At 39.8% G+C, this 17088-nt stretch carries 17 protein-coding genes; 13 read left to right on the forward strand and 4 right to left on the reverse strand.

Annotation, left to right across the window (positions count from 1 at the left end):
• Positions 1 to 35 precede the first annotated feature (35 nt).
• The 6 genes from QM810_RS00600 to QM810_RS00625 all read left to right on the forward strand — a co-directional run bounded on the left by QM810_RS00600 (position 36) and on the right by QM810_RS00625 (position 6688).
• On the forward strand, positions 36 to 2222 hold the full coding sequence (locus QM810_RS00600) for a PTS transporter subunit IIBC (RefSeq protein ID WP_414253469.1): 2187 nt from the start codon (positions 36 to 38) through the stop codon (positions 2220 to 2222).
• 52 nt (positions 2223 to 2274) lie between these two features.
• Positions 2275 to 3093, forward strand: coding sequence for an endonuclease/exonuclease/phosphatase family protein (locus tag QM810_RS00605; protein ID WP_414253470.1), 819 nt, complete (start codon positions 2275 to 2277; stop codon positions 3091 to 3093).
• Positions 3094 to 3241: 148 nt separating this feature from the next.
• Entirely contained in the window at positions 3242 to 3967 is a 726-nt protein-coding gene (locus QM810_RS00610) for a CppA N-terminal domain-containing protein (protein ID WP_178895189.1), read from the forward strand.
• Positions 3964 to 4896: a serine hydrolase domain-containing protein gene (locus tag QM810_RS00615; protein ID WP_414253471.1), complete on the forward strand. Its 933-nt coding sequence runs from the start codon at positions 3964 to 3966 to the stop codon at positions 4894 to 4896. Before QM810_RS00610 ends, QM810_RS00615 begins: the two co-directional genes overlap by 4 nt.
• A gap of 9 nt (positions 4897 to 4905) precedes the next feature.
• A complete protein-coding gene (locus tag QM810_RS00620; RefSeq protein ID WP_414253472.1) occupies positions 4906 to 5817 on the forward strand; it encodes a DMT family transporter in 912 nt (303 codons plus the stop codon).
• Between the two features lie 112 nt (positions 5818 to 5929).
• The gene (locus QM810_RS00625) at positions 5930 to 6688 is read left to right on the forward strand and encodes a CPBP family intramembrane glutamic endopeptidase (protein ID WP_414253473.1); all 759 of its coding nucleotides are present in this window, start codon (positions 5930 to 5932) and stop codon (positions 6686 to 6688) included.
• A gap of 44 nt (positions 6689 to 6732) precedes the next feature.
• On the opposite strand, the gene QM810_RS00630 is transcribed toward QM810_RS00625, so the two are convergent.
• Both QM810_RS00630 and rsmG read right to left on the reverse strand, forming a co-directional pair.
• Positions 6733 to 8016, reverse strand: coding sequence for a uracil-xanthine permease family protein (locus QM810_RS00630; RefSeq protein WP_414253474.1), 1284 nt, complete (start codon positions 8014 to 8016; stop codon positions 6733 to 6735).
• Between the two features lie 411 nt (positions 8017 to 8427).
• A complete protein-coding gene (gene rsmG, locus QM810_RS00635; RefSeq protein ID WP_414253475.1) occupies positions 8428 to 9141 on the reverse strand; it encodes a 16S rRNA (guanine(527)-N(7))-methyltransferase RsmG in 714 nt (237 codons plus the stop codon).
• Positions 9142 to 9235: 94 nt separating this feature from the next.
• Here rsmG and QM810_RS00640 point away from each other — a divergent pair, with 94 nt between their 5' ends.
• Positions 9236 to 9796, forward strand: coding sequence for a LemA family protein (locus QM810_RS00640; RefSeq protein ID WP_414253974.1), 561 nt, complete (start codon positions 9236 to 9238; stop codon positions 9794 to 9796).
• A gap of 1 nt (position 9797) precedes the next feature.
• The gene (htpX, locus tag QM810_RS00645) at positions 9798 to 10697 is read left to right on the forward strand and encodes a zinc metalloprotease HtpX (protein WP_414253476.1); all 900 of its coding nucleotides are present in this window, start codon (positions 9798 to 9800) and stop codon (positions 10695 to 10697) included.
• Between the two features lie 44 nt (positions 10698 to 10741).
• Here the strand turns inward: htpX and QM810_RS00650 are convergent, their stop codons facing one another.
• Both QM810_RS00650 and QM810_RS00655 read right to left on the reverse strand, forming a co-directional pair.
• Positions 10742 to 12268, reverse strand: a complete 1527-nt coding sequence (locus tag QM810_RS00650) for an ATP-binding cassette domain-containing protein (RefSeq protein WP_414253975.1) — start codon at positions 12266 to 12268, stop codon at positions 10742 to 10744.
• Positions 12269 to 12543: 275 nt separating this feature from the next.
• Positions 12544 to 12873: a helicase BlpT gene (locus tag QM810_RS00655; protein ID WP_414253477.1), complete on the reverse strand. Its 330-nt coding sequence runs from the start codon at positions 12871 to 12873 to the stop codon at positions 12544 to 12546.
• Positions 12874 to 13041: 168 nt separating this feature from the next.
• Between QM810_RS00655 and QM810_RS00660 the strand changes: the two genes are divergently transcribed.
• From QM810_RS00660 to QM810_RS00680, 5 genes are all read left to right on the forward strand, one after another.
• Positions 13042 to 13584: a YceD family protein gene (locus tag QM810_RS00660; RefSeq protein WP_414253478.1), complete on the forward strand. Its 543-nt coding sequence runs from the start codon at positions 13042 to 13044 to the stop codon at positions 13582 to 13584.
• On the forward strand, positions 13585 to 14214 hold the full coding sequence (gene nth / locus QM810_RS00665) for an endonuclease III (protein WP_414253479.1): 630 nt from the start codon (positions 13585 to 13587) through the stop codon (positions 14212 to 14214).
• Between the two features lie 209 nt (positions 14215 to 14423).
• Positions 14424 to 14945, forward strand: a complete 522-nt coding sequence (gene pyrR, locus QM810_RS00670; protein ID WP_214262110.1) for a bifunctional pyr operon transcriptional regulator/uracil phosphoribosyltransferase PyrR — start codon at positions 14424 to 14426, stop codon at positions 14943 to 14945.
• A gap of 17 nt (positions 14946 to 14962) precedes the next feature.
• Entirely contained in the window at positions 14963 to 15886 is a 924-nt protein-coding gene (locus QM810_RS00675) for an aspartate carbamoyltransferase catalytic subunit (protein ID WP_414253480.1), read from the forward strand.
• A gap of 49 nt (positions 15887 to 15935) precedes the next feature.
• The gene (locus tag QM810_RS00680) at positions 15936 to 17015 is read left to right on the forward strand and encodes a carbamoyl phosphate synthase small subunit (RefSeq protein WP_414253481.1); all 1080 of its coding nucleotides are present in this window, start codon (positions 15936 to 15938) and stop codon (positions 17013 to 17015) included.
• Positions 17016 to 17088: the final 73 nt, after the last annotated feature.

Consider the following 17088-nt stretch of genomic DNA (forward strand, 5'->3'; position numbering starts at 1 on the left):
AAACGTTTGCCTAATAAATATAAAAGGAGATTTGAATGATGAAAGATACATTCAAAAATGTCTTGTCTTTCGAATTTTGGCAGAAATTCGGTAAGGCTCTAATGGTGGTTATCGCTGTTATGCCAGCGGCTGGATTGATGATCTCAATCGGTAAGTCACTTGCAATGATTGACCCAAACCTTGCTCCCCTAGTTATTACTGGTGGCGTACTAGAGCAAATTGGTTGGGGAGTTATCGGTAACCTTCATATTTTGTTTGCCCTCGCTATTGGAGGAAGCTGGGCTAAAGAACGTGCTGGTGGTGCTTTTGCGGCAGGTCTTGCATTTATCCTTATTAACCGTATCACTGGTACAATCTTCGGTGTATCAGGGGATATGTTGAAAGATCCTAACGCTATGGTTTCAACAATCTTTGGTGGATCTATCAAGGTTGCTGATTACTTCATTAGTGTACTTGAGGCACCAGCCCTTAACATGGGGGTATTTGTAGGGATTATTTCTGGTTTTGTAGGGGCAACTGCCTTTAACAAATACTACAACTTCCGTAAATTGCCTGATGCACTTTCATTCTTTAACGGAAAACGTTTTGTACCGTTTGTTGTTATCCTTCGTTCAGCGATTGCAGCGATTGTTCTTTCAGTTGCTTGGCCAGTTGTACAAACAGGTATCAACAACTTTGGTATTTGGATTGCCAACTCACAAGAAACAGCTCCAGTTCTAGCACCATTCTTATATGGTACTTTGGAACGTTTGCTCTTGCCATTTGGACTTCACCACATGTTGACAATCCCAATGAACTATACAGCTCTTGGTGGTACTTATGATGTCTTAACTGGTGCAGCAAAAGGAACTCAAGTATTTGGACAAGACCCACTTTGGCTTGCATGGGTAACAGACCTTGTAAACCTTAAAGGTACTGACGCGGCTCAATACCAACACTTGTTAGATACAGTACATCCAGCTCGTTTCAAAGTTGGACAAATGATTGGTTCGTTTGGTATCTTGATGGGTATCATTGTTGCGATTTACCGTAACGTTGATCCAGATAAGAAACACCAATACAAAGGTATGATGATCGCAACTGCTCTTGCAACATTCTTGACAGGGGTAACTGAACCAATTGAGTACATGTTCATGTTCATCGCAACACCTCTTTACCTTGTTTACGCTCTTGTTCAAGGTGCTGCCTTTGCAATGGCTGATATTGTGAACCTTCGTGTGCACTCATTCGGTTCAATCGAATTCTTGACTCGTACTCCGCTAGCTATCAATGCTGGTCTTGGTATGGATATTGTCAACTTCATCTGGGTAACAGTACTCTTTGGATTTATCATGTACTTCATCGCTAACTTCATGATTAAGAAATTCAACTATGCTACTCCAGGACGTAACGGTAACTATGAAAATGCAGATGGTTCTTCTGAATCTTCATCTGCTGGTGAAACTAAAGTTGCAGAAGCTTCTCAAGCAGTTAACATCATCAACCTTCTCGGTGGACGTGCGAATATCGTTGATGTCGACGCATGTATGACTCGTCTTCGCGTTACTGTAAAAGATGCAGAAAAAGTCGGAACTGAAGAACAATGGAAAGCTGAAGGAGCTATGGGACTTGTCATGAAAGGACAAGGTGTCCAAGCTATCTACGGTCCTAAAGCTGACGTTTTGAAATCAGATATCCAAGATATCCTTGACTCAGGTGAAGTGATTCCTGAAACTCTTCCAAGTCAAATGGCAGCTTCTCAAAAAGACGCTGTTGTCTACAAAGGTGTAACTGAAGAAGTTTATTCAGTTGCTGATGGTCAAGTTATTGAATTGGAACAAGTTAAAGATCCAGTCTTCTCACAAAAAATGATGGGTGATGGATTTGCAGTAGAACCAGCAAATGGAAACATTGTATCTCCAGTTTCTGGTACTGTATCAAGCGTCTTCCCAACTAAACATGCTCTTGGTCTTGTAACTGAAGCAGGTCTTGAAGTTCTTGTTCACATTGGTCTTGATACTGTAAGTCTTGAAGGAAAACCATTTGAAGTAATGGTTTCAGAAGGTCAAACAGTCGCTGCTGGTGATCTCTTGGTCAAAGCTGACTTGGGTGCTATCCGTGAAGCTGGTCGTGAAACTACAACTGTAGTTGTCTTCACAAATGGTGACGCGATCAAATCAGTTAAATTAGAACAAACAGGTTCTCTTGCAGCTAAAACAGCAGTTGCAAAAGTAGAATTGTAATATTTAGGAGGTTGGAAGCTATTTCCAACCTCTTGTTTAATAGGAGAAAAGCATGAAGTTTTTAACACTCAATACTCATAGTTGGATGGAAAAAGATCCTGAACAAAAGTTTCAACTTTTACTTCAAGATATACTTGAAAACAGTTATGATTTGATTTGTTTTCAGGAAATTAACCAGGAAATTACTTCAGCGCAAGTAGAAGCTGGTGCACTTTATCAGCCATTACCATCTGCTGAGCCGATTCATCAAGACCACTATGTTCGTCTCTTGGTAGAACACTTAGCTGAGCAAGGTCAAAACTATTATTGGACTTGGGCCTACAACCATATTGGTTATGATCGTTACCATGAAGGTGTTGCAATCCTATCTAAAACACCAATTGAAGCGCGTGAAATTTTGGTTTCAGATGTAGATGATCCGACAGATTACCACACTCGTCGAGTTGCTCTAGCAGAGACAGTAGTTGAAGGTAAAGAACTTGCAGTTGCGAGTGTCCATCTCTCTTGGTGGGATAAAGGCTTCCAAGAGGAATGGGCGCGCTTTGAAGCAGTTCTGAAAGAATTGAAGAAGCCACTCTTGCTAGCAGGTGATTTTAATAATCCTGCAGGCCAAGAGGGTTACCAAGCTATTTTAGCTAGTCCACTAAACTTACAAGATGCATTTGAAGTTGCAAAAGAAAGAAGTGGTAGTTACACTGTTCCGCCTGAAATTGATGGTTGGAAGGGAAATACAGAACCACTTCGAATTGATTATGTCTTTACGACAAAGGATATACAGGTAGAAACATTACAAGTTGTCTTTGATGGAAAACAAAGTCCACAGGTCAGTGATCACTATGGTCTTCAAGCAGAACTTTCTTGGAAGAACTAACAAATAATTTTACTAAAATAAAACAAGACCCCCTTCGGATATGCGAAGGGGGTTAACTACTCAAGGGGTTAATATAGTTAAAGTTTTTAGTTGAATAACTTGTAAAATGAAATAAAATCCTTTAAAATAAAAAGTGTTGGAGGAATTTATGAATGTAAATCAAATTGTGCGTATGATCCCGACGCTAAAGATAAATAATAGAAGATTAAATGAATTGTTTTATATCCAAACCTTGGGTATGAAACCCTTGCTTGAAGAGTCGGCTTTCTTATCGCTAGGAGACCAGTCAGGCATTGAAAAATTGGTTTTAGAAGAATCACCAAGTATGAGAAGCCGTAAGGTTGAAGGGATCAAAAAATTAGCTAGATTGATTGTAAAAGTAGCGAATCCATCCGAGATTGAAGCCTTACTAGCTAGAATGGAAAAACTTCCTCAACTCTATAAAGGAAATAAGGGATTTGCTTTTGAAGCTCTTTCTCCGGAAGGGGACCTTGTCCTTATCCATGCGGAAGATGACATCAAAGATTTGAGAAAGTTTGATGAAACTGTTACTTTCTCAAAAGATGAGAAGATGCAGTATTTGACAGCATTTGATATTTCAGTAGAGATTAACTTGCCTGATGAAACGACGAGCCTGCTTGAAAAAGAGGAAATCGAAACTAGCCTAGCTTTTAAACAAGCTCAAGGTAGTGATTTGCTCGTTGAAAATAATGTTACTTGGGATTTGTCTATGTTGAAATTCCAAGTAAAAGAACTTGAATTGGCTAGTCTCCGTCAACGTTTTGAAACTGCAGGTTACTTTATTCCTAAGTCTGAGAAGTTTTTCCTAACTAAGGATGCCAACAATATCGAATTGTGGTTTGAAGAAGTATGAAACAAGAAATCATTCAAAAAATAAAGCAACAAATTGAGGCAGGGATTTATCCTGGTGCCTCTTTTGCGTATTATCGGGATGGTGAATGGTCTGATTGCTACCTCGGAGAAGCAGATCCAGAAATTGGAGAGCAGACTTGTCAAGGTTTAGTCTATGATTTGGCAAGTGTGAGCAAAGTTGTCGGAGTTGGAACTGTCTTAACTTTCTTATGGCATCAAGGGGAATTAGATATAGAAAAGTCAGTGACGGAATTTTTACCTGACTCTGACTATCAAGATATCACAATTCGTCAACTCCTCACTCATGCCACAGACTTGGACCCTTATATTCCCAATCGTGACCAGTTGAATGCAGAAGAATTGAAAGAAGCTATGTTTCATCTTAATCGTAGGGAGAAGCGAGCCTTTCTATATTCAGATGTGCACTTTCTCTTGCTAGGTTTTCTCTTGGAAAGATATTTTGATAAGGACTTGGATCAGATTTTGCAAGAGCAAGTTTTGGATCCATGGAAGATGAAGGAAACGAGGTTTGGTCCTGTAACCAGTGCTGTGCCGACTGTTCGGGGACAGAAAGCAGGAGTGGTACATGATCCCAAGGCGCGTTTACTAGGTAGACATGCTGGGAGTGCAGGCTTGTTTTCAACCGTAAAAGATTTAGAAATCTTCCTAGAGCATTATTTACAGGATGATTTTGCTGCAGATTTGAGCCAGAATTTCTCAGATTTGAGCGATAAGGAACGCTCTTTAGCCTGGAATCTTGAAGGAGATTGGCTAGACCATACAGGCTATACTGGAACCTTTATCATGTGGAATCGTAAGAAGCAGGAAGCTGCTATTTTCTTGTCCAATAGAACCTACGAAAAAGACGAGCGTGCCCAGTGGATCATAGACCGCAATCAGGTCATGGACCTAATTCGTGAAGCAGACTAGGGAGGAATTATGTCAAAAGCTCTTAAAGGAACTCTTTTTACAGTAATTGCAGGTATCGCCTGGGGCTTATCTGGGACCAGTGGTCAGTACCTGATGGCTCATGGAATTTCAGCCCTTGTTCTGACCAATATTCGTTTGATTATTGCAGGACTCCTTTTGGTTCTTTTGTCCTATATCAAGTCTAAGGAGCAATTCATATCTTTTCTAAAAGATAAATCAAGTCTGTTTTCTCTCTTGTTATTTTCTTTGTTTGGGCTCTTTTTAAATCAATTGGCCTATTTATCAGCTATTCAGGAGACAAATGCTGGCACAGCGACGGTCTTACAGTATGTCTGTCCAGTTGGAATCTTAGCTTATACTTGTATAAAAGATAGGGTAGCGCCTACTATAGCTGAAATTATTTCTATGATTTTGGCTATAGGTGGGACCTTTCTCATTGCAACCCATGGGCAGTTGGATCAGCTTTCTATGACACCAGCAGGACTCTTCTGGGGCTTATTCTCAGCTCTGACCTATGCACTTTATATCATTTTACCCATTAAACTCATTCAAAAGTGGGGGAGCATTTTGGTTATTGGTGTTGGAATGACCATTTCTGGTTTTGTGGCAGTTCCATTTACTGGAATTATCGGCGCTAGAATTCCTATGTCATTTGATATTTTTCTAGCCTTTGCTGGAATTATTCTTATTGGAACGGTTTTTGCTTACACAGCCTTTCTCAAGGGAGCCAGTATGGTTGGACCAGTCAAATCTAGTCTTCTGGCCTCGATTGAGCCTATCTCTGCAGTCTTTTTTGCTTTTATGATTATGGGAGATATTTTTTATACTGTAGATTTTCTTGGAATGGCAATGATTTTATTGGCTGTGACTATTATCTCTTTAAAGGATTTAATGCTAGAAAAGAAACATAAGTCTATTTAAAGACAGAACAACCTTATAAAGAGGTTGTTTTTTTATGTTCTGCATTAATTTATATAATTTTAAGATTAAAAGTTTATAATAAAGTTACAAAAATAAGCTAAACGGAGGAAATATGAATTTTATACAAAGTATTCATCCTGCTAAACCTTTAAGATACTTAAAATGGTTTGATATCTTAATCGTCACTGTTTTAATGTTTGGAGAGTTTATCATCCGTTCTACTCAACAATTTATGGAGAGTCTATCACCTTCAACTCTTGCTAGTGTTGCGGAAACTACAACAAATGTAGCAAGTGATGGGGCGGCCTATTCGGGTAATTTTACTTTCCAGTTGATTATGCTAGGAATTACCTTGCTCTACCTCCTGATTCGAAACTATGATTTTAAGCAGCTTCCAATTCGCTTTTCCTGGTCAGTTTTCATCTGGGTTCCCCTTATCTTTGCAGTTGTTGGAATAATTGGAGATATTGTAACAACCCTTAGCGGTGAGTACAATTATTTTAATCCTCAGTTGATTCCTTTTATAGATCCCATGGAGATTATTAGAAAATTCATGGCTTTAACACCAATGGCCATTGGTTATGCTTTATTAAATGGTTTTTACGAAGAATTTTTCTTCTTGGGCTTACTGACTTCAGTCAAAGAAAAACATAAGTGGTTAGTACTAGTTTACTCCGTAATTATCAGGATTTCTTTTCATACCTACCAAGGATTACTCTGGGCCTTAGTTATTGGGCTTGTATATGGACTATTCTATTATTTCTTGTACAAGTATGTAGTCAAGAATTTATTGCCATTCTTTCTTATGCATGCTCTTGCAGATATGTTTGGTTCAAGTCTCTTGTACCTCTTGATTGCTTGGGGAACTTAAACAAAAAATCCACTCACTCGAGTGGATTTTTTTATGAATGAAATTTATTCTTTATTTTCGTATGGCAAGATCAAGTTCAAAAGGATACCTGTCATTGCTGATAGGGCAGTACCTGAAAGAGTAACTGGACCGAGTTTAAGGATTGCTCCACCAAGTCCAAGTACCAACATGGCACTTGCAATGATAAGGTTACGCATTTGACCAAAGTCTACACGTTCCTTGATCAAAACTTTCAAACCGTTGCTGGCGATAACCCCATAAAGAAGGATTGACATACCACCAAGTACGGCGCTAGGGATTGTAGAAATCAAAGCAGTGAATTTACCAAGGAAGCTAAGGGCAATTGCGATAAAGGCTGCATTACGGATAACTGAGACAGAAGCGATACGAGTCATACCGATCACCCCAGTATTTTCACCGTAAGTAGTATTAGCAGGACCACCAAGGAAGGCAGATACTGATGTTGCGATACCGTCACCAAGAAGGGTACGGTGAAGACCTGGTTCTTTCAAGAATTGACGGCCACAGATTTGGCTCAAGACCGTGTGGTCTCCAATGTGTTCTGAGATTGTTACGATCGCGATTGGTAAGATTGCGATTGTCTCTGGACCGAAGTAAAGGTTGTATTCTTTGAAGGCACCACCTGTATTAAATGGTAGGTAGAAACCAGGAATTTCAAACCAGTTAGCTTGAAGAACAGGAGTGAAGTCAACTAAGCCAAGTGCTAGCGCGAAGAGATATCCACCAATAATTGCAAAGAGGAAAGGAATGATACGAAGGAAACCTTTTCCTTTTGTATTGATAAAAGCAGCAATCAAGAAAGTAACAACGGCTACAAGAGCGTTTTTCCAGTTGCCGTCAGCTACAAGACCAGCATTGGTTACGGCAGAACCAGCAAGCCCAAGACCGATAACGATAATCATAGGACCAATAATGATTGGAGGCAAGAGTTTATCAATCCATTTTGTACCTGCGAAGCGAACACTTGCAGCAACAAGGACATAAACAAAACCAGTTAGGATAACCCCTGTTTGAGCAGCAGATACATCACCCCCCATTTCTTTCATGGCAAGTGACATGGCTGTAATAAAGGCGAAAGAAGAACCAAGATAAACAGGAACTCTAAAACCTGTTGCAATCATATAGATGAGGGTACCAACCCCTGAAGCAAAGAGGGCAACGGATACAGGCATTCCCAAAATCAGTGGGACCAAAATTGTTGCACCAAACATAGCAAAAACGTGCTGGAAGCTGAGAAGAATTCCCTTACCAGCAGAAGGACGTTGGTCGACGTCTAATAACAAATCAACAGTTGATTCTTGTTTCATAAATACCTCACTTTTTGGGCATCAAAAAAGAGCCCATTATTTTACAGCAATAGGCTCTCAGAGTAAGACTTCTTTATAAAGAGAATTATCTCATTCTTAAAGAATTTCATATATTTCTGCGTCTTCGTCACCTCACGGGATGACATTAAAAACCCTTGCTTAAGATAGTATAGCAGAAAAAAATGTTTTTGTAAATCATTTTTTCCCGAGCCTTGAAATAAGAGAGCGAGGTTTGATTTTGTAAACGAATTTTTCCCGAGCCAAGAAATAAGAAAGCGAGGCATGATTTTGTAAATTATTTTTTCCCGAGCCAAGAAACAAAAAAGTGAGGCATGATTTTGTAAATCATTTTTTCCAGAGCAAGGAAATAAAGACGCGAGGCTGATTTTTTAGGTATCTTTTAAAAAATGCTTAAAGTGGTCGTTTGTTGGGCATGCCAGCCTTACGTGGATATTTGTTTGGAGTTTCCTTTTTCTTTTCAACAATGGTGATGTAGCGGGGGTCTCCATTTGGAAGTGTATAGCTAAGGTTGTCTTCGACCTTGCTGAAGAGAAGATTGAGGGCATTCTTGGCTTCTGTCAATTCCTCTGGTGAATTACTGGCCTTAAGTGCCAAAAGTTTTCCTCTTACCTTTAGATAAGGAATCGTTAATTCAGACAAGACCTGCATGCGAGCAACTGCACGAGCTGTCACAATGTCGAATTGGGCACGGAAATTCTTCTCTTGAGCAAAATCTTCTGCGCGCCCATGGTAGAAATGAACACCTTCTAGATTAAGCTCCTCAGCTAAAAGCTGAAGAAAGTTAATGCGCTTATTGAGTGAATCAATGATGGTCACATCTAGCTGAGGGTAGAGAATCTTCATAGGAAGACTTGGGAATCCTGCACCAGCGCCAATATCAAGTAACTTAATTTCTTGGTTTTCTATCAACCCTTGTAGGATAGGAGCGATGGAATCATAAAAGTGTTTAAGATAAACTTCTTCCTTTTCAGTAATTGCAGTCAGGTTGATTTTTTGGTTCCACTCGACTAAGAGTTCAAAATAGCGCTCAAATTGTGCTTTTTGCTGGTCAGTAAGATTAATATTCTGTTCAGCGAGTAATGTGTAAAATGTTTCTGGTTTCATAGTTATATCCTTCTTGTATATCATCTTATTTTACCACAAAAACATGGAAATTTGATATACTTGTACTAATCAAAAGGCAGAAAGGAGCTTTATGATGAATTGGATTTTTTATGGACTTCTTGCTCTAATTATTTTCTTGGTAATTGACAGCTATAATAAATTGGTGAAAAATCGTATGCAGACCAAGGAAGCTTGGAGTCAGATTGATGTTCAGTTGAAGCGTCGAAATGATCTCTTACCAAACTTAATTGAAACAGTAAAAGGTTACGCTAAATACGAAAGTTCTACTCTAGAAAAGGTGACTGAACTCCGTAGACAAGTAGCTGCAGCAACTACACCTGCAGAAGCCATGAAAGCTAGTGATGCACTGACTCGTAAGGTATATGGTATTTTTGCGGTTGCAGAGAATTATCCTGACTTGAAGGCTAGTAGCAATTTTGCTCACTTACAAGAAGAACTGACTAACACAGAAAATAAAATTTCTTATTCACGTCAGCTCTATAATAGTGTCGTGAGCAACTACAATATTAAATTAGAAACTTTCCCAAGTAATCTGGTTGCGACTATATTTGGCTTCAAGGCAGCGGATTTTCTTCAAACTCCAGAAGAAGAAAAGGCTGTGCCTAGAGTTGATTTTAGTGGTTTAGGTGACTAAGATGCTGTACAAACAAATTGCTAGTAATAAACGTAAAACTTGGATTCTTTTAATTGTCTTCTTTCTTTTGCTAGCCTTGGTTGGTTATGCTGTTGGTTTTCTGTTCATGAACTCAGGTATCTGGGGCGTGACTGTAGCTATGATTATCGGTTTCATCTATGCCTTGACCATGATTTTTCAATCTACAGAGATTGTCATGAGCATGAATGGTGCGCGTGAGGTTGATAGAAACGAAGAACCTGTTCTCTATCATGTTGTCGAGGATATGGCAATGGTGGCGCAGATTCCTATGCCACGAGTTTATGTAATTGATGATCCGGGTTTGAATGCCTTCGCCACCGGTTCGAATCCTCAAAATGCTGCTGTTGCAGCGACGTCAGGACTTTTAGAGATCATGAATCGTGAGGAGTTAGAAGCTGTAATCGGGCATGAAGTTAGTCACATTCGCAACTTAGATATTCGAATCTCTACCATTGCTGTTGCTCTTGCCAGTGCCATCACCCTTTTATCGAGTATGGCAGGTCGTATGATGTGGTGGGGTAGAGCTAGTCGTAGTCGTAGAAGTAATGACCGTGATGGTGGAGGACTTGAGATTATTTTATTGGTCCTATCTCTCTTGGCCATTGTTCTAGCGCCTTTAGCAGCAACTTTGGTGCAGTTAGCTATCTCTCGCCAACGAGAATTTTTAGCGGATGCTTCAAGTGTGGAACTAACTCGTAATCCTCAGGGGATGATCAATGCTTTACAAAAATTAGACAATAGTCAACCCATGAGTCATCATGTAGATGATGCTAGTAGTGCCCTTTATATCAATGATCCTCAAAAACCAGGTTTCTTGAAAAAACTATTTTATACGCATCCACCTATTTCAGAGCGAATTGAACGTTTGAAACAAATGTAAAAAAACATCCAGAGAACTTTCTCTGGATGTTTTATTTCCAAAAGTTAAAGATCTTGTAAATCAACTACTTCTAAACCATGCTCTGTCAGACTATAAATACTGGCACAGACTTCTTTTAAGAAACGTCGATCATGCGAAACAGTAACCAGACCACCGGGATAAGTGGCAAAGAGTTTTCTGATTTCTGGTTGAGAAGTTGGAGAAAAATTTCGTGTGGGTTCATCCAGAAGGAGAAAGTTCGGTTTTCGTAGAACTAAATTCAAAAGAAGGAGTTTACCTTGTTGACCTCCAGATAAGGAGTGGATTTGCTGGTGCATCTCTGGATAACTGAAATTGAGACTGGCTAGGAAGGATTGGATTTTCTGTAATTCCTCTTTATGTCCAGTTTGGCTGAGAAATTCTACTGGCGATAGAGCCAATTGCAATGTTTCTTGGTAATCTTGTGGCATAAATCCAAGCGAGATTTCTCTCTTATTATTAAGAAGTTGCTGCAGCTTGGCTAAAAGTGTGGATTTGCCAATGCCATTGGGACCGATAATACCAATTTTTTCTTGACCACGGACAGTTAGTTGTAACTCCTGAGCTAAAACACGCTCACCAATAGACAAATTTTCCTTTTCCAGTCGAATTAAGACTTTAGAAGCTGCTAATGGCTCTATATCTGAAAAGAAAAGTTGGATTTGTTCCTCTTCAAGTGGCTTTTGGGTCATGGACTGAGCTACTTTTTCGTAGCGTTTTTCTTGAGAAAGAACATTTTTCATCTTTTTAGCTAATAGACGGCCCGCAACATCATTTTTAGTGTTACGCAAGGCAGTTTCTACTTTTTGCTTGACTCTGCGATGTTTTTCCATGGTTTTATCATAGGCTCTCTGGTCGTTAGCAGCTTGCTGACTTTGTCTGGCAAAATTAGCCTTTCTCTGCTCACTATAGCGATCATAGTCTAAATGCTCGACTAGCGTTTCCGCTTCTTTCCGATGCTTGACCAGTAGCAAGTGGACGATAGTATCAGCCGTTTGAGAAAGAAAGTCTTCATCATGGGAAATGAAAATAACTGTTTGCTTCATCTTCTGTATCTTCCTTTTTAGCCAATCAACCGTCTCAAGGTCTAGGTCATTTGAAGGTTCATCTAAAAATAGAACCTCAAAAGGTTTGGCTAATTCGTGGATGAGCTGAATTTTCAAAGCTTCGCCCCCTGATAGACTGCCAATTTCTTGGTCGCTAGCAAAACGGTCGCTATCAAAGTGCAACTCCTCAGCCAAACGATAAAGAATGCTGTAGTCCAAATCTGTAGACTCTAAAAAGAAGTAGTCATGTAGAGTTTTCTTTTTCAGGTCCTCAGCTAGTTTTTGAGGAATGTAGGCCAGGGACCTAAGGTCAGACTTGATTTCTCCCCTGATAGTGAAATCAGCTAATCTTTCTCCCATTAAAGTTCGCAGTAAGGTTGATTTTCCATTGCCTTCTTCACCAATAATAGCAACCTTTTCCCCGTCTTGGATGGTGATATTTAAATCGGAAACAAGGTCTCGTAAATCTTTGTTTTGTGTGATAGTCAGATGGTTGATTTTAATCATCATGTTTCCCTTTCTAAATTTGCAAAATACATAACAAAAGCTCTACTTTACCTAGTAGAGCCAATCGTCTATGTCAAAAAATCCTCTTTTAAAAAGGCTGAAAATTCACCACAAAAAAGAGTACACAAAAAGAGACAAGAACAAGATCTACTAAATAAAGGTTCTTTATTTGATAGACTTAGTTGTTCATGTCTCCCTTACCTCCGAGTATTATTGCAATCATCATACTCTTTTTGAGAATATTTGTCAAGATTAAGCCAGAAAATCCTTTATTTTTAAAGACCAAAAACAGGTCCGTAAAGTGTCAATGTATGTTTAACGTGATCGAAGTGGAACTTGTCATAGTTTCTCCAAGCAGTGCGAGCTTGATCGTTTAGTTTTAGTGAGCCAAGTCCAATCAAAAGACTAGTCCGTTGGTAAAAGCTTTCCAGTTCAATTAAGATAGCATTGTCTAATTTCTCAGCTTTTTTAAGTTCTCTGAGAATCTCATCTATATTTCGCTGTAAGCGTAGGTCGTCAGGCAATCCTTGTTTGCAATTTTGGATAGCTTTATTCAAGTCGGAAACGAGTTGATAGGCTTCAGTTAAAAGAGCTTTGTCTTCCATATGAGCGTCCTCCTTTGCTCATGTATTGATGCCTATAGTATAGCACAAAAAGAAAAATTGTCATAATAAATATATCAAAAATTAGAGAAAGATATTTTAAATGTTTAGATACTATACTCGACCTCCTTTCATGGTATAATCAAGTGAGTAAATCTTTATGGAGGAAATATGAGATTAAATATTCAAGAAATTCGTAAGCAGCCTGAAGGCCTGCACTTTGAGCAAACTCTAGACTTGTCAGCTGACTTACGTGCTCGCAATCAAGAAATTATAGATGTAAAAGATATCCAAGCAGTAGGGAAGGTTCAGTACGAAGACCGTATGTTTTTCTTGGACTATCTCTTATCTTATACAATCGTTTTAGCTTCTAGCCGTAGTATGGAACCGGTAGAATTGAAAGAATCATATCCAGTAACGGAAGTCTTTATGGAAGGTGCTACCAATCAATTGGACCAAGAAGTTCTTGATGATGACTTGGTTTTACCGATCGAAAATGGAGAAATCGACCTTGCTGAGAGTGTTTCAGATAATATCTTGCTAAATATTCCAATAAAGGTCTTAACAGCAGAAGAAGAGGCTGGTCAGGGATTTGTTTCTGGAGATGACTGGCAAATCATGACTGAGGAAGAATATCAAGCTCAACAAGCAGTTAAGAAAGAAGAAAGTAGTCCTTTTGCTGGCTTGCAAGGGCTGTTTGACGGAGATGAGTAGATGGTTTTATCCAAAAAACGTGCACGTCATGTCATAGAAGAAATCATTGCTCTTTTTCCTGATGCGAAACCAAGTCTAGATTTTCGCAATCATTTTGAATTGCTAGTTGCAGTCATGTTGTCTGCTCAAACGACAGATGCTGCGGTAAATAAAGCAACTCCAGCCCTCTTTGCAGCTTTTCCAACGCCTCAAGCTATGGCAGATGCCAGTGAGAGTGAAATTGCTAAACATATTTCTCGTCTAGGTCTCTATCGCAATAAGGCTAAGTTTCTTAAGAAATGTGCCCAGCAGTTACTAGACGATTTTGACGGCCAAGTCCCTCAGACTAGAGAAGAATTAGAGAGTTTGGCAGGAGTTGGCCGAAAAACAGCCAATGTAGTATTAAGTGTGGGATTTGGAATTCCAGCTTTTGCAGTTGATACTCACGTAGAACGTATCTGCAAACATCATGGTATTGTTAAAAAATCTGCTACACCACTTGAAGTTGAAAAACGTGTCATGGATGTCTTGCCGCCAGAAGAATGGTTGGCAGCCCATCAGGCTATGATTTACTTTGGCCGTGCTATTTGTCATCCGAAAAATCCAGAATGCGAACACTATCCACAATTATACGATTTTAGTTCATTATAAGGCCAAGTATTGAATGTTTTTACTTGCTTTGCACTGGGCTTTGTGATATAGTAAGGACAATAAAATATTCCTTTAAACCTGTCCCGTGAGGCAGGCAAGGAGCTCGATAAAGTAGAAGGGTAAGTCTATACTGTTTGCAGTATGGCTCGCTTAGTTATACATTCTCAAGTCTCCTTGTGTAAGGAGACTTTTCTTTTTGGAGGTTTGTCATGAAGACAAAAGAAGTTGTTGACGAATTAACCGTCAAGCGAGCAATTACGCGTATCACTTATGAAATTATCGAACGCAACAAAGATTTGAATAAAATCATTTTAGCGGGAATTAAAACACGTGGTGTCTTTATTGCTCACCGTATCCAAGAGCGTTTGGAACAATTGGAAAATATCTCTGTTCCTGTTGTTGAACTAGATACCAAACCTTTCCGTGACGATGTCAAAAGTGGGGAGGATACTTCATTAGTTTCTGTCGATGTGACAGATCGTGAAGTTATTTTGGTGGATGATGTTCTTTACACCGGTCGTACAATCCGTGCTGCTATTGATAACATTGTCGGACATGGTCGTCCGGCGCGCGTGAGTCTTGCGGTGCTAGTTGACCGTGGACACAGAGAATTGCCAATTCGACCAGATTACGTTGGGAAAAATATTCCAACCAGTCGTTCTGAAGAAATCATCGTTGAGATGACAGAACTTGATGGCCAAGATAGAGTTTTGATTACTGAAGAAGCTTAATAGCTAAAGGAGTAGCCATGTCAGAAAATCAACAAGCACTTAAACATGTGGTGTCCATGGAAGATCTCACTGTGGATCAGGTTATGAAATTGATTAAACGAGGGATCGAGTTTAAAAACGGTGCTCAGTTACCCTACGAAGACCATCCTATTGTTTCCAATCTTTTCTTTGAAAATTCGACAAGAACTCATAAGTCTTTTGAAGTTGCTGAGATTAAATTGGGATTGGAGCGACTGGACTTTGATGTGAATACAAGCTCAGTCAACAAGGGGGAGACACTGTATGATACAATCCTGACCTTGTCTGCTCTTGGTGTAGATGTCTGCGTTATTCGTCATCCAGAGGTTGATTACTACAGAGAATTGATTGCGAGTCCAACCATTACGACATCGATTATCAATGGTGGTGATGGATCAGGGCAACATCCTAGCCAGAGCTTGCTTGATTTGATGACAATTTACCAAGAATTCGGACATTTTGAAGGACTCAAGGTCGCGATTGCTGGAGACTTGGATCATTCACGTGTTGCCAAATCCAATATGCAGATTTTGAAACGCTTAGGTGCAGAGCTCTACTTTGCAGGACCTGAAGAATGGAGAAGTCAAGAGTTTGCAGACTACGGACAGTTTGTAACCATTGATGAGATTGTTGATCAGGTGGATGTTCTGATGTTGCTTCGAGTTCAACATGAACGTCACGAAAGTGGGGCGGTCTTCTCAAAAGAAGGCTATCATGCTCAACATGGCTTGAATCAAGAGCGCTATAATCGCTTAAAAGAAGAAGCAATTATTATGCACCCAGCTCCAGTTAATCGAGATGTAGAAATTGCTGACCACTTGGTTGAGGCACCAAAATCACGCATTGTCCAACAAATGACCAATGGGGTCTTTGTTCGAATGGCAATCTTAGAATCCGTATTGGCAAGTAGAAAAGCCAAATAAGACACAAAACGTTAAAAGACGCCAGTGAGCGTCCACGAGAGGTGAAAATATGACAAAAAGACTTCTAGTTTTAGAAGATGGCACAATTTTTGAAGGTAAGGCCTTTGGTGCAGATATTGATGTGACAGGGGAAATTGTCTTTAACACAGGGATGACAGGCTATCAAGAATCCATTACTGACCAGTCTTATAATGGGCAAATCTTGACCTTCACTTATCCACTGGTTGGGAATTATGGGATTAACCGTGATGACTACGAATCTATCAGCCCTACTTGTAAGGGAGTTGTAGTTTTCGAAGAGGCGCGTAGAGCTAGCAACTGGCGTAATCAGATGACGCTGGACGAATTCTTGAAGGCTAAGAAAATTCCTGGTATTTCAGGGATTGATACGCGTGCTCTCACAAAGATTATCCGTAAACATGGAACTATGCGAGCTACCTTGACACACGCTGGAGATAGTATGGATCACGTTGCTGATCAACTTCAAGCGACTGTTTTACCAACTGACAATATCAGACAAGTTTCTACCAAGACTTCTTATCCTGCTCCAGGAGTTGGCTTGAGTGTTGTTCTAGTAGACTTTGGTCTTAAACATTCTATTTTACGAGAACTTTCAAAACGTGATTGTAACGTAACTGTCGTTCCATATACAACAACGGCTGAAGAAATCTTACATTTAAACCCAGACGGTGTCATGTTATCAAATGGTCCGGGAAATCCAGAAGATGTTCCAGAAGCACTCGATATGATTCGCGGTATTCTCGGGAAGATTCCAATCTTTGGTATTTGTATGGGACACCAACTCTTTGCCATGGCAAATGGTGCCAAGACTTACAAGATGAAATTTGGCCATCGTGGTTTTAACCACGCAGTGCGTGAAATTGCTACAGGGCGAGTGGACTTTACTAGTCAAAACCATGGTTATGCCGTTAGTCGTGAGGACTTACCAGAGCACTTGATTATCACCCACGAAGAAATCAATGACAAGTCAGTTGAAGGCGTACGTCACAGATATCTACCAGGTTTCTCCGTGCAATTCCACCCAGATGCAGCTCCTGGTCCACACGATGCAAGTTATCTATTTGACGAGTTCATTGAGATGATGGAAGCCTTTAAACAAACAAATTAATGACGAGTGTGAAATCGTCGGAGAATTTATTTAATGTCGCTCTGTGAGGCGACGAATAGAAAGGAGAAGGGTG

The organism is Streptococcus infantis (assembly GCF_047464155.1).
Classification (GTDB): domain Bacteria; phylum Bacillota; class Bacilli; order Lactobacillales; family Streptococcaceae; genus Streptococcus; species Streptococcus infantis_U.

Coding starts and splice junctions, on each gene's coding strand:
- QM810_RS00600 (WP_414253469.1), top strand. CDS start 36: ATGATGAAAGATACATTCAAAAATGTCTTGTCTTTCGAATTTTGGCAG.
- htpX (WP_414253476.1), top strand. CDS start 9,798: ATGCTGTACAAACAAATTGCTAGTAATAAACGTAAAACTTGGATTCTT.
- pyrR (WP_214262110.1), top strand. CDS start 14,424: ATGAAGACAAAAGAAGTTGTTGACGAATTAACCGTCAAGCGAGCAATT.
- QM810_RS00630 (WP_414253474.1), bottom strand. CDS start 8,016: ATGAAACAAGAATCAACTGTTGATTTGTTATTAGACGTCGACCAACGT.
- rsmG (WP_414253475.1), bottom strand. CDS start 9,141: ATGAAACCAGAAACATTTTACACATTACTCGCTGAACAGAATATTAAT.
- QM810_RS00615 (WP_414253471.1), top strand. CDS start 3,964: ATGAAACAAGAAATCATTCAAAAAATAAAGCAACAAATTGAGGCAGGG.
- nth (WP_414253479.1), top strand. CDS start 13,585: ATGGTTTTATCCAAAAAACGTGCACGTCATGTCATAGAAGAAATCATT.
- QM810_RS00660 (WP_414253478.1), top strand. CDS start 13,042: ATGAGATTAAATATTCAAGAAATTCGTAAGCAGCCTGAAGGCCTGCAC.
- QM810_RS00625 (WP_414253473.1), top strand. CDS start 5,930: ATGAATTTTATACAAAGTATTCATCCTGCTAAACCTTTAAGATACTTA.
- QM810_RS00610 (WP_178895189.1), top strand. CDS start 3,242: ATGAATGTAAATCAAATTGTGCGTATGATCCCGACGCTAAAGATAAAT.
- QM810_RS00650 (WP_414253975.1), bottom strand. CDS start 12,268: ATGATTAAAATCAACCATCTGACTATCACACAAAACAAAGATTTACGA.
- QM810_RS00605 (WP_414253470.1), top strand. CDS start 2,275: ATGAAGTTTTTAACACTCAATACTCATAGTTGGATGGAAAAAGATCCT.
- QM810_RS00675 (WP_414253480.1), top strand. CDS start 14,963: ATGTCAGAAAATCAACAAGCACTTAAACATGTGGTGTCCATGGAAGAT.
- QM810_RS00620 (WP_414253472.1), top strand. CDS start 4,906: ATGTCAAAAGCTCTTAAAGGAACTCTTTTTACAGTAATTGCAGGTATC.
- QM810_RS00680 (WP_414253481.1), top strand. CDS start 15,936: ATGACAAAAAGACTTCTAGTTTTAGAAGATGGCACAATTTTTGAAGGT.
- QM810_RS00655 (WP_414253477.1), bottom strand. CDS start 12,873: ATGGAAGACAAAGCTCTTTTAACTGAAGCCTATCAACTCGTTTCCGAC.
- QM810_RS00640 (WP_414253974.1), top strand. CDS start 9,236: ATGAATTGGATTTTTTATGGACTTCTTGCTCTAATTATTTTCTTGGTA.